Origin of the sequence: Streptomyces sp. NPDC007095, from assembly GCF_040634475.1 — a bacterium.
In the GTDB taxonomy this organism is placed as follows: Bacteria; Actinomycetota; Actinomycetes; order Streptomycetales; family Streptomycetaceae; genus Streptomyces.
The window spans coordinates 14,019-25,650 of record NZ_JBEYFS010000081.1; the positions used below are offsets into that span (position 1 = coordinate 14,019).

Annotated in this window: 9 protein-coding genes and 1 pseudogene; 6 read left to right on the top strand and 4 right to left on the bottom strand. The window is 67.3% G+C overall.

Going from position 1 to position 11,632, the window contains the following annotated elements:
* Positions 1–227: 227 nt before the first annotated feature.
* Complete coding sequence (gene rfbC / locus ABZ656_RS26495; RefSeq protein ID WP_360270947.1) at positions 228–827, bottom strand: dTDP-4-dehydrorhamnose 3,5-epimerase; 600 nt, start codon at positions 825–827, stop codon at positions 228–230.
* 282 nt (positions 828–1,109) lie between these two features.
* Here rfbC and ABZ656_RS26500 point away from each other — a divergent pair, with 282 nt between their 5' ends.
* Positions 1,110–2,567 (top strand): DUF2079 domain-containing protein, encoded by a 1,458-nt coding sequence (locus ABZ656_RS26500; protein WP_360270949.1) that lies wholly within the window; start codon positions 1,110–1,112, stop codon positions 2,565–2,567.
* A 189-nt stretch (positions 2,568–2,756) separates the two neighbouring features.
* Here the strand turns inward: ABZ656_RS26500 and rfbA are convergent, their stop codons facing one another.
* A complete protein-coding gene (gene rfbA / locus ABZ656_RS26505) occupies positions 2,757–3,701 on the bottom strand; it encodes a glucose-1-phosphate thymidylyltransferase RfbA (RefSeq protein ID WP_360270951.1) in 945 nt (314 codons plus the stop codon).
* A 486-nt stretch (positions 3,702–4,187) separates the two neighbouring features.
* Here rfbA and ABZ656_RS26510 point away from each other — a divergent pair, with 486 nt between their 5' ends.
* Both ABZ656_RS26510 and ABZ656_RS26515 read left to right on the top strand, forming a co-directional pair.
* Entirely contained in the window at positions 4,188–4,331 is a 144-nt protein-coding gene (locus ABZ656_RS26510) for a hypothetical protein (protein ID WP_360270953.1), read from the top strand.
* A gap of 241 nt (positions 4,332–4,572) precedes the next feature.
* Positions 4,573–4,887: pseudogene (locus ABZ656_RS26515) on the top strand (IS5/IS1182 family transposase); the annotation flags it as partial.
* A gap of 51 nt (positions 4,888–4,938) precedes the next feature.
* Here ABZ656_RS26515 and ABZ656_RS26520 read toward each other — a convergent pair.
* A complete protein-coding gene (locus ABZ656_RS26520; protein WP_360270955.1) occupies positions 4,939–5,730 on the bottom strand; it encodes a DUF6445 family protein in 792 nt (263 codons plus the stop codon).
* 669 nt (positions 5,731–6,399) lie between these two features.
* Positions 6,400–8,223, bottom strand: a complete 1,824-nt coding sequence (locus ABZ656_RS26525; RefSeq protein WP_101400371.1) for a phosphoenolpyruvate carboxykinase (GTP) — start codon at positions 8,221–8,223, stop codon at positions 6,400–6,402.
* A gap of 333 nt (positions 8,224–8,556) precedes the next feature.
* Here ABZ656_RS26525 and ABZ656_RS26530 point away from each other — a divergent pair, with 333 nt between their 5' ends.
* From ABZ656_RS26530 to ABZ656_RS26540, 3 genes are all read left to right on the top strand, one after another.
* Positions 8,557–9,270 (top strand): hemolysin III family protein, encoded by a 714-nt coding sequence (locus tag ABZ656_RS26530; protein ID WP_101400370.1) that lies wholly within the window; start codon positions 8,557–8,559, stop codon positions 9,268–9,270.
* Between the two features lie 114 nt (positions 9,271–9,384).
* Positions 9,385–10,989, top strand: a complete 1,605-nt coding sequence (locus ABZ656_RS26535; protein ID WP_360270958.1) for an MFS transporter — start codon at positions 9,385–9,387, stop codon at positions 10,987–10,989.
* Positions 10,986–11,627, top strand: a complete 642-nt coding sequence (locus ABZ656_RS26540) for a TetR family transcriptional regulator (protein WP_101400368.1) — start codon at positions 10,986–10,988, stop codon at positions 11,625–11,627. The genes ABZ656_RS26535 and ABZ656_RS26540 overlap by 4 nt, the downstream gene beginning before the upstream one ends.
* The last annotated feature ends 5 nt before the right edge of the window (positions 11,628–11,632 follow it).

The window sequence follows — 11,632 nt, forward strand, 5'->3', positions numbered from 1 at the left end:
TGTCACGTGGCTTCGGTTACTGACACACCCAGTTTTCACACCCGGAGATTGAATAATTACGATTCGTTCCGTGTCATAGGCGAAGATCACCCGTGCGGCCTCAATGCACTTTCTCAGGCCGATTCCGGCGTAGTACCGGTTTTTCCGCGCAATTTCATGGCGGCCGGTGATTCCCGACGAAGCGAAGCCCCGGCGCGAGGGCGGGGCTTCGCCGCAGGCCGGCCGTCTCAGGCGCCGCTCACGAGACTTCCGCGATACGCGGTGCAGTCCTCGAAGGAAGGCAGCAGACCCTGTCGCTCGGCTTCCTCCAGCGTGGGCGCCGCCGCGTCCTTGTCCGAAAGGCACGGCGCGAGGTCCTCGGGCCAGGCGATGGCCAACGCGGGGTCGAGCGGATTGACCCCGTACTCGTGCTGCGGCGCGTATCCCTGCGAACACAGGTAGACGACGGTGGAGTTGTCCTCCAGCGCCATGAAGGCGTGGCCCAGTCCTTCCGAGAGGTAGACGCAGCGGTGCGTCGTGTCATCGAGCCGGACCGCCTCCCATTTCCCGAAATCCGCGGATCCGGTGCGGATGTCGACCACCACGTCGAGGACGGCGCCGCTGACGCACGTGACGTACTTGGCCTGGCCGGGCGGGACCGACGCATAGTGGATACCGCGGAGAGTGCCGCGAGCGGAGCGGGAGCAATTGGCCTGCTCGAGCCGGAGCCCCTGACCGATGGAACCGTGGAACCTTTCACTCTTGAACCACTCGTGGAATCGCCCCCTGTTGTCCGCGAAAACCTTGGGTGTGTCCACCCAGGCCCCTTCGATGCCCAGCGGTCTCACGTGATGCTCCCTTCCACCGCGCGGCCTTTTCGCCGCTCACTACCTCCATGTCTTCGGGAAATCCGCCGCGGGACTTTAGGCCGTGCCCTACGTGGTGAGGCGGATGTGTGCGGCCATTCGGGGGATTCTGGCCACACGGGAGTTTGGTCGAGGTCGGATACAGCGTGCTGCTGGCATCTTGATGGCCGCCACTCCCGGTTTCCTGAAGGGCTCGCGATGCAAACCTCCCCCGCCAAAAGCGCAACGCTCCCGACGCAGCAATCGACCCTCGAGAAAAAGGCGGTGGCCGCATCACCGCACAACGGCCGCTTCTACGGAACATGGTGGATCTGGGCCATGGCCGGAGTGCTGTTCGTGGTGTACGCGGCGGTGTCGCTCCGCCTCCACCAGCGGATGATCACGAGCAGCTATGACCTGGGAATCTTCGATCAGGTCGTCCGCTCATACGCGGAAGGACACTTGCCGGTCTCCGAAGTGAAGGGCCAGGACTTTCCCGTCCTCGGGGATCACTTCTCTCCCATCCTCGCGCTCGTGGCGCCGTTCTACTGGGTGTGGCGGGGAGCGGAAACGCTCCTCGTCGTGCAGGCCGCGCTCCTCGCCGTGAGCGTCGTCCCGCTGGCTCTCTGGGCACGCCGGACCCTGGGCGGCCCGGCCGGCGCGGTGATCGGTGCCTGCTACGGCCTCTCCTGGGGAATCGCGAGTGCTGTCGGCTACGACTTCCACGAAGTGGCGTTCGCCGTGCCGCTCCTGGCGTTCTCGCTGACCGCCCTCGGGAATGACCGGTTGACCGCCGCGGCGTACTGGGCTCTGCCCCTGCTGCTCGTGAAGGAGGACCTCGGACTCACGGTTCTCGTCATCGGTCTCGTCATCGCCTGGCGAGGCGACCGCAGGCTCGGCATGTTCACGGTTGCAGCCGGTCTGGCCGCAGCGACGCTGGCACTGTTCGTGGTTCTGCCGGCCTTCAGCCCGAGTGGGTCCTTCGCCTATTGGTCCCTGGTCGGGGGCGGTTCTGGAGCACCTGGAGTCGACGGTGGCAGTGGAGGCAGTCTGCTGGATCTGCTCCACCGGGGCACCATCGGTCTGATCACCCCCCAGACGAAGGTGTCGACTTTCGTACTCATGCTGGCTCCCACCATGTTCCTGGCGATGCGGTCCCCGCTGCTGTGGGTCGCTCTGCCGACTCTGGTGTGGCGCTTCACGTCGAGCAACAGCCTGCACTGGGGGACGGGTTTCCACTACTCGCTCGTCCTGATGCCCATGGTCTTCGCGGCCTTCGTCGACGCCCTGGTGCGACGCGGGACGAGCGTGCGCGGTCTGCGCCGTTACCTCGCGGGCTGCGCCGCGATCACCCTCATGATCCTTCCGAACTTCGCCCTGTTCCAGTTGGTCCAGCCGGACACCTGGCGGACCGATCCTCGCGTCGCCGTCGCCCACCGCCTGATGGACAAGATCCCCGACGGTGCCACGGTCCAGACGTCCGACCATCTGGTGCCCCAGCTCAGCAACCGTACGAGCGTCAGCCTCTACGGCTCGAACGACAGCCGCCCCAACCCCCAGTGGATCATGGTGGACGTCTGGGCGCCGGACAGCTCGCGAGGGTGGCTGGGCGCGCCCCTCAGCGCTGAAGCGGAACAGCAGCACTTGGCGGAAGCCCTCCGCGAGGGGTACGCCCTGGTGGCGCAGCAGGGCGGCTTCGTGCTGCTCCGCCACCAGGAGGTGATGCCGCAGCAGCGGAGCTGATCAGGACACGCCTGAGAGATCGCTGTCCCGCCAGGAGACGGGGGTCTCGCCGGTGAGTCGGCGGGCCATGAGAACGACCCGTGGCCAGGTGGTTGCCGCCGTCCACCCACACCTTGCGCGGGGTGGGAGGGGCGGCGGCGACCTGGTCGACCGGATGGGTGCCGTGGTACGGGCGTCTTGGGATGTTGGTTACACCGGAGCGCCCGGCCCCATGCGCATCAGTTCTTCGCGAGGCGATCCGCCGCCCCTTTGGGGCATGACGACGTACCGGGAGTCCTCCAGCAGCCCCAGCAGATAGTCGCCGTATCCGCTCTTGAGCAGCGGCTGGGCCAGTTTCCGGAGCCGGTCGTCGTCGATCAGGCCGGCCCGCCAGACCGCCTCCTCGACGCAGCCGACCTTGAGGCCCTGGCGTTCCTCGATCACCCGGACGAATTCCGAAGCCTGAACCATGGAGTTGAAGGTTCCGGTGTCGAGCCACGCGGTGCCCCGGTCGAGCCGGGTGACGTGCAGCGCCCCGGCTTCCAGATAGACGCGGTTGAGGTCGGTGATCTCCAACTCACCCCTGACGCTGGGCCGTAGGCCGCGGGCGATGTCCACTACGTGGTTGTCGTAGAAGTACAGTCCGGGCACGGCGTACCGGGACCTGGGCCGGGCCGGTTTCTCCTCGATGGACAGCGCCCGGCCCAGTTCGTCGAACTCCACTACGCCATAGGCCGTGGGGTCGGCGACCTGGTAGGCGAACACCCTGCCGCCCTTCAGATCGTCGTGGTGGGCCAGCCGGGTGCCGAGGCCGCTGCCATGGAAGATGTTGTCGCCCAGAATCAGGGCGACCGACTCGTCCTCGATGAAGTCGGCGCCCAAGATGAAAGCATGGGCGATGCCCTCCGGGCGCTCCTGTGCCATGTATTCCAGCCGCAGGCCCAGTTGACTGCCGTCGTCGAGCAGCCGACGGAACTGGAACTGGTCTTCGGGGGTGGTGACGATCAGGATCTCCCTGACGCCGGCCATCACGAGTGTGGACAGCGGGTAATAGACCATGGGCTTGTCGAAGACCGGAAGCAGTTGCTTCGACACCGAGCGGGTCAACGGCCAAAGTCGCGAGCCGGTGCCTCCGGCCAACAGGATTCCGCGCATGGCATCACCATAGGTGAATTGTCCATGAATGCCGCTTTTCCACACGGCCGAGGGCCGGCCTCGATTCATCAGCTCGGTTCGATCGCTACGCCGCAGGCCTTTCCCACGGCCTCCCTGTCATCGACTTCACGACTCCCGGAAGTTCCCCGCCGCCAACGGACTGGTGGCGGTGCCGCTACACCCCGGTCCTGCCGGCGCTGTTCCCACCCTCCCCGGCGCCTCACGGCGCATGAAGGCGCCCCTGAACGCCGTCCAGATCACCTTCGGTCGGCATCCCGGCAGACAACCGAACCCCCACAAACCAAGAGCAACCGCCGAGTTGACGTTCCCCCGCCCCCGTGGCGTTCACCGCAGGAGTCGGATGTTTCGGACAGGCTGTTCGGCGGGTCGGCCGGGGCCGCGGTTGGCGCTCCGGTCCGGCCCGGAACATCGCGCCCGGACGCCGTCCGCCCGGCGCGATCGAGCGCGACCTGAACGGAGTTCGCAATGCCCGACACAGCCACCGAGGACCCACGCCGACGCACGGCCGATCCGACGGTGATGGCGCCGACCGTGTACACCACGGTGACAGCGCCCCTCTCGGCCCGCATCTCCCTGATGCCTGACGAGTCGTCGGACTACGACACCTGATGGGGAAATCTCATCCGCGTGCTCGAAGCCACATTGAAGGCGCCCGTTGAGTGGCTCCCCATACCCGGCCGGCTTACGACCGCGAAGATCACGGACGAAACGGTCTCAACAGGCAGCAGCCACGACCATTTTCAGCACGGAACGGGCGTCACCACAGGTGATCCGACGGGCTGGTTCGAAAAAGGTGCAGAAACATCCGAAAGGCGCCGGAACGAAATCCTCCGGCTCCCCGGATACATGCCTCCTCGACCAGGCCAAGAAGACTTACCCGACCATCTCCAAAGGCTGGGTCGGCACCGGCTTCAAAAACGCCGTCGTCGAACACGGGGCCGGCCTCGGAATCGACGTCGAGGTTGTCGCCAGAAACCCGGGAGTCCGTGGCTTCCATGTCGCCAAAAGGCGCTGGGTGGTAAAGCGAAGTGCCGGATTGATCACGATGCGCCGACGCCTCGCCCGCGACTACGAGGCCCTGCCCGCCGGCTCCGAGGCCATGATCCGCATCGCCTCGACCGACAACCTCGCCAAGCGCATAACGGACGCGACCGCACCCACCTGATGAGGAACCCAACAGGACATAAAAGGTGATCCGCCTACGTCGAACGCCGTCTCAGACGTTGATGTCGAAGAAGAAGAGCTGCACCAGGCGGTGGGTGCCGTGCTCCCCGGCGAAGTGCTCGTACGACGTGGCCGAGTGCATCAGCTTCGCGTCCCAGATCACCAGCCGGTTGTACTGACCGGAGACCGACTCGATCAGCTCCCAGTTGTCCTCGTGCTCCAAGTTGTAGGGGTCGTAGACGACCGAGCGCGCGGCCTCGACGGCCTCGGAGCTGCCGAGGCGCGCCTGTTCCTTCGGATGGCTGGGCGCACGCCGGCAGCCGTAGGTCCTGTCGCGCCAGAAGCTGGTGCCGGCACCGGGAGGCGGGTTCGGGTTCAGGTAGATCGCGGCGGCGTAGCTCTGCGAGTCGTGGTGCCAGACCAGCGGGTCGTCGTGCGCGGTCTGCTGAAAGACGCCGTTGGCGTTGTGGCCGAGCCATTCGGTGACCGGAGTGCCGAGCAGCCGCGAGAACTCCTCGCGCAGGCCGGGCCAGAGGAACCGGTGGTCGCTGCGCAGGCCTTTGAAGTACTGCAGATCGGTGTGGTAGCTGGCGCTGAGCGCGATCTCGCGCACCTCGTCCGGGTCGTCGAGGAAGTCATCCACGGAGAGCAGGTGCGGTGCGGCGGGGGTGAACAGCCGCTTCGCGGCGGGCTTGAGCTGCGCGTCCTCGAGGGTGGGGGCGGGGACCACGATCGGCAGCTGCGCCCGGCCGCTGGAGATCAGGTAGCCACCGTCACCGCGGTCCTCCAGCACGACAGCGACCTCACCACCGAAGTTGAGCTGCTCCCCCGAGTTGAATGACATGGCCAGACTTCCTTCGTCGTGCGCTGACTGACGCACGAAGATTACCGGCCGACTCTTCACAATTGCCAGATTTCGCCTCATAATTACCCACATCGGCGCAGTAGCTGGTCAGATCGCGCCGACCGTTTTCCCCTGGTGCACATTCCAGGCGAGCTCGGCCGCGTTCTTCCCGGCCTGCCCAGACCTGATGCGCCTGGTCTCCGAGTTCACCGACCTGCCGACTTTGATCGCAGCGGTGGCCGTGGCGGCGCTCGTCGCGCTCTTCCGGCGCACGGCCGAAATCGCGCGCGCCTGGTCGCGATGACCTGTTGGTGCGGCTGCGCCCACCCGCCCTCCTGATGGTCCATACGCTGGTCACCGTCGCCAGCGTGCTTGGACGCCGCGCCGGGGTCGGCTCCAGTACGAACGTATGTCATCCGCGGGCCAGTTGACTTCGGTCGCCGAGCAACCGGCGGAGCCGGTACTGGTTTTCGGGGGCCGTGGATGATCAGAACCGACAACTGGGCCGGGGGCCCGCCCGTACGCCGTTGTACGGTGCAGCGGGTCCCCGGCCCGGTCGGTGGTGCTGTCACCGCGGCCGGCCTGGCGACGTCGCAGGTCAGGGCAAGTCGGACCGGCCGCGGAGTTCAGGGGTGGACGGCAGCCGCGAGGCCGCCGTCCACTCGGAACTCAGCCCAGGCGCCGCACCAGCGCGCGGTACTCGTCCCACAGTTCCTTCGGGGTGTGCTCGCCGAAGGTGTTGAGGTGCTCGGGCACGAGCGCCGCCTCCTCGCGCCACACGTCCTTGTCGACGGTGAGCAGGAAGTCGAGGTCGGCCTCGGAGAGGTCGAGTCCCTTGGTGTCCAGGGCCCCCTTGGCCGGCAGGATGCCGATGGGGGTCTCGACGCCCTCGGCGCGGCCGTCGAGACGGTCCACGATCCACTTCAGGACACGGCTGTTCTCACCGAAGCCCGGCCACACGAACTTGCCCGCGTCGTTCTTGCGGAACCAGTTCACGTAGTAGATCTTCGGAAGCTTCGCCTGGTCCTTGTCCTTGGCGACATCGACCCAGTGCCCCATGTAGTCGCCCATGTTGTAACCGCAGAACGGCAGCATGGCGAAGGGGTCGCGACGCAGCTCGCCGACCTTGCCCTCGGCGGCGGCGGTCTTCTCGGAGGCCACGTTGGCGCCGAGGAAGACGCCGTGGTTCCAGTCGAAGGACTCCGTCACCAGCGGTACGGCGGTGGCGCGGCGTCCGCCGAAGAGGATCGCCGAGATCGGCACGCCCTTGGGGTCCTCCCACTCGGGCGCGATGATCGGGCACTGCGAGGCGGGGACGGTGAAGCGGGCGTTGGGGTGGGCGGCGGGCGTACCGGACTCCGGCGTCCAGTCGTTGCCCTTCCAGTCGGTCAGGTGGGCCGGAGTCTCCTCCGTCATGCCCTCCCACCAGATGTCGTTGTCGTCGGTGAGCGCGACGTTGGTGAAGACGGAGTTGCCCCACAGCGTCTTCATCGCGTTGGCGTTGGTGTGCTCACCGGTACCGGGCGCGACGCCGAAGAAACCGGCCTCGGGATTGATCGCGTACAGCCGGCCGTCCTCGCCGAACCGCATCCACGCGATGTCGTCGCCGATCGTCTCGACCGTCCAGCCGGAGACGGTGGGCTCCAGCATGGCGAGGTTGGTCTTGCCGCAGGCGCTCGGGAAGGCGGCGGCGACGTACTTGGACTCACCGGCGGGCGGGGTCAGCTTCAGGATGAGCATGTGCTCGGCGAGCCAGCCCTCGTCACGCGCCATGACGGACGCGATGCGCAGGGCGTAGCACTTCTTGCCGAGCAGCGCGTTGCCGCCGTAGCCGGAGCCGAAGGACCAGATCTCGCGGGACTCGGGGAAGTGCGAGATGTACTTGGTGGAGTTGCACGGCCACGGCACGTCCGCCTGGCCCTCGGCCAGCGGCGCTCCGAGCGTGTGCACAGCACGCACGAAGAAGCCGTCGGTGCCGAGCTCGTCGAGGACGGGCTGTCCCATGCGGGTCATGGTGCGCATGGAGACGGCGACGTAGGCGGAGTCGGTGATCTCTACGCCGATCGCGGAGAGGTCGGAGCCGAGCGGGCCCATGCAGAACGGGACGACGTACATCGTCCGGCCCTTCATCGAGCCGCGGAAGACGCCCTTCTCCCCCGCGAATATCTCCCGCATCTCGGCGGGCGCCTTCCAGTGGTTGGTCGGCCCCGCGTCCTCCTCCTTCTCGGAGCAGATGAACGTCCGGTCCTCGACCCGCGCGACATCGGTCGGGTCGGAAGCGGCGTAGTAGGAATGCGGGCGCTTGATCGGATCGAGCTTCTTGAAGGTGCCCTTGTGAACGAGCTCCTCGCACAGGCGCTCGTACTCGGCCTCGGATCCGTCACACCAGACCACGTTGTCCGGCTGGGTCAGTTCTGCGATCTCGTTGACCCACGAGATCAGTTCCTTGTGCTGGGTGGGGACGGTGGAGGGAGCCGCGATGTCGCGCGCCACGATTGCTCCTAGATGAGGGGTTTTTTATTGAGGCCCCGTGGGGGCTGCGACCCGGATGCTTCGGGGTGTAGAGACCCATGGCGCTCATCCGGTGCCGACCGCACTCATTTGATCATCCGACGGGTTCGCCCATATGTCCAGAGGGCCTCACACGTGAGCGGAGTGACCATCGCCACGTGTATCCGCGACTCTTTGCGTACACGTTGGGTTCAGCTGAAGGTTTTTTTGCGCGTGCACCGCCTTGCGGCACGCTCGTGAGAACATGGCCACTCTTGGCTGTTCAGTGCGCCGTACTGACACGTAACTTACGGTTCCGTAGGTAGGATTCCGCCTATGACTGCGCCCGTCCCCGACGCGCCCACGGACTCGCAGGCCGCAGGCCGCAGTCCCGCAGCGCTCTCCCCGTCGCATCCGGTCAAGCCCAAGCTCCGCGGCTGGCTGCACCTCGGCATGTTCCCGGCCGTCCTGATCTCCGGTCTGGTGCTCACCGCTCTGGCCAGTTCCACGCGGGCCCGCATCGCCTGCGGGATCTTCGTCCTGACGGCCTGCCTCCTGTTCGGAGTGAGCGCGCTCTACCACCGCGGCAACTGGAGCCCGCGGATGGACGGCGTGCTGCGCAGACTCGACCACGCCAACATCTTCCTGATCATCGCGGGCACCTACACACCGCTGACGATGCTGCTGCTCCCCGGCACCAAGGGGCAGTGGCTCCTGTGGAGCATCTGGGCCGCCGCCGCGGCGGGCATCATCTTCCGGGTGTTCTGGGTCGGCGCCCCGCGCTGGCTCTACACCCCCTGCTACATAGCGATGGGCTGGGCGGCCGTCTTCTTCCTCCCGGACTTCATGCGCACGGGCGGCATCGCCGTGCTGGTCCTGGTGATCGTCGGCGGACTGCTCTACAGCGCGGGCGGAGTGATCTACGGGATCAAGCGCCCCAACCCCTCACCCAGCTGGTTCGGCTTCCACGAGGTCTTCCACTCCCTCACCCTCGCGGCGTTCGTCGTGCACTACGTGGGCATCTCACTGGTGGCCTACCAGCACGGGTAGCCCACCTCCCTCGCTGTCTTCATGGCCACGGCTTCCGAGCCGTGGCCATTTTTGCGTGCCCTGACAGTGCATCCCTATTGACATCAACCATCTTTTGACAGCTACTCTCATTTCATGGTTACTGTCACTCAAGACGATGGCGCGCGGCGCGACCCTCCCCCACTCCCAACTTCGTTCGAGCGGGGGGACCCCCATCGCTGGTGGGCCCTCGGGGCCCTGGTCGCGAGCATGCTCACGCTCGGCTTCGACACGACGATCCTCAACGTGGCCCTGCCGACGATGGCGGGCGAACTCGGCGCCACCACCGGTCAGCAGCAGTGGATGGCGGACGCGTACGTGATCGTCTTCGCCGCGCTCATGCTCCCGGCGGGACTGCTCGGCGACCGGTTCGGACGCCGTCGGATGCTCGTCGTGGGGCTCGGGATCTTCCTCGCCGGTTCCGTGGCCGGCGCCCTGGCCGACGACGTCGGCTGGGTCATCGTGGCCCGCACGGTGATGGGCCTCGGCGCCGCGCTGGTCATGCCGCTCGCCCTGTCCGTGCTGCCCTCGCTCTTCGGACCCGACGAGCGCACCAAGGCCGTCGGCATCATCTCCGCCGCCTCGTCGCTCGGTCTGCCGCTCGGCCCGATCATCGGCGGCTGGCTGCTCGACCACTTCTGGTGGGGCTCGGTCTTCCTGGTCAACGTCCCGATGGCCGCGATCGGCATCGCCGCCTGCGTCTTCCTGCTGCCCGAGACCCGCGACCCCGCCTCCCCCAAGGTCGACACCCTGTCCACCGCTTTCACGGCGGCCGGCCTCGGCGCCCTGATCTACGCGATCATCGAGGCGCCCAGCCGCGGCTGGGGCGACCCGCTGATCGTGGGCATGCTCGCTGGGGCCGCCGTTCTGATCGCCGCCCTGGTGCTGCGCGAGCGGCGCGTGGAACGCCCCATGCTCGACATGTCGCTGCTCACCCACCGCGGGTTCCTGTTCAACACGATCGCGGCGACCCTGGTGATGTTCGTCCTGTCCGGCCTGCTGTTCGTGCTGCCGCCGTATCTCCAGGCGGTGCTCGGCCACGACGCCTTCGGCACCGGCCTGCGGCTGCTGCCCATGATGGGCGGTCTGATCGTCGCGGCCCGGGCCGCACAGCCGGTCGTCGCCCGGTTCGGCTCCCGCGCGGTGGTCAGCGCGGGACTGGTGGTGCTGGCCTTCGCCGCGCTGCTCGGCAGCCGTACGACCGTCGACTCGGGCTACGGCTTCACCGCCCTGTGGCTGTCGATCACCGGCTTCGGCTTCGGTTTCTCGGTCGTCCCCGCGATGGACGGCGCCCTCGGCGCCCTGCCCCGCGACCGGGCCGGCAGCGGCTCCGGGCTCCTCATGACGACGCGCCAGGTCGGCAGCGCGATCGGCATCGCCCTCCTCGGCAGCCTGCTGGCCGGCACTTTCCGCGACCGCCTCGACGTCACCGGGCTCCCCGCGAAGGCCGCCGACACCGCCGGGGAGTCCGTGGTCGCGGCGCACATCGTCGCCCAGAAGGCGGGCTCGGCCGATCTCATGGCCTCCGCGAACAGCGCGTACGTCCACGGCATGGGCCTGGTCCTGCTGGTGTGCGGCATCGCGGCCCTCGTCACCGCCCTGCTGGCCGCGGCGCTCCTGCCGAACACCCCGGTCACGCACGCCACGAAGGAGGACGAGGACCCGGCCATGGCCACCGCTGCGGCCGATACCGGACAATGAACGGCATGACGGCCGCACCCTCCCCCTTCAGCTCCGCCGACCGCCCTCAGCTGGGCCTGCGCGAGCGGAAGAAGATCAAGACCCGCGAGGCGATCCGCACCGCGACGTACGCACTCGTCAGGGATCAGGGGTACGACGCGACGACGATCGAGCAGATCGCCGAGCGCGCCGAGGTGTCGCCGTCGACCGTCTTCCGCTACTTCCCCACCAAGGAGGACATCGTCCTCACGGACGAGTTCGACCCGTTCATCATGGAGGAGCTGCGGGCCCGGCCCAAGGACGAGCCGTGGATGGACACCCTCAGGTATGTGATGCAGAAGGCCATCCGGCTCGGCATCAAGGACGACCCCGAGGTGTCCCGGCTGCGGACCCACCTGATGGTCCAGGTCCCGGCGGTGCGCTCGCGGATGATGGAGAGCATGTCGGTCACCGGCACCATGCTCTGCCAGGCCATCGGCGAGCGCACCGGCCGGGACCCGGACAGCCTGGAGGTGCGGGTCTACGCGATGGCGATCATCGGCGGCCTGATGGAGACGTCCCTGTACTGGGCGGAGAACGACCACCGGGACGACTTCAAGGACCTGGTGGACCGCACGATGGACGTCCTGGAACACGGCCTCTCCACCGAAAATCCCTGAGGCCA

What these genes read in the sequence shown, in the direction of transcription:
- rfbA (WP_360270951.1), bottom strand. Translation starts at nt 3,701, where the DNA reads ATGCGCGGAATCCTGTTGGCCGGAGGCACCGGCTCGCGACTTTGGCCG.
- ABZ656_RS26510 (WP_360270953.1), top strand. Translation starts at nt 4,188, where the DNA reads ATGCCCGACACAGCCACCGAGGACCCACGCCGACGCACGGCCGATCCG.
- ABZ656_RS26520 (WP_360270955.1), bottom strand. Translation starts at nt 5,730, where the DNA reads ATGTCATTCAACTCGGGGGAGCAGCTCAACTTCGGTGGTGAGGTCGCT.
- ABZ656_RS26530 (WP_101400370.1), top strand. Translation starts at nt 8,557, where the DNA reads ATGACTGCGCCCGTCCCCGACGCGCCCACGGACTCGCAGGCCGCAGGC.
- ABZ656_RS26535 (WP_360270958.1), top strand. Translation starts at nt 9,385, where the DNA reads ATGGTTACTGTCACTCAAGACGATGGCGCGCGGCGCGACCCTCCCCCA.
- ABZ656_RS26540 (WP_101400368.1), top strand. Translation starts at nt 10,986, where the DNA reads ATGAACGGCATGACGGCCGCACCCTCCCCCTTCAGCTCCGCCGACCGC.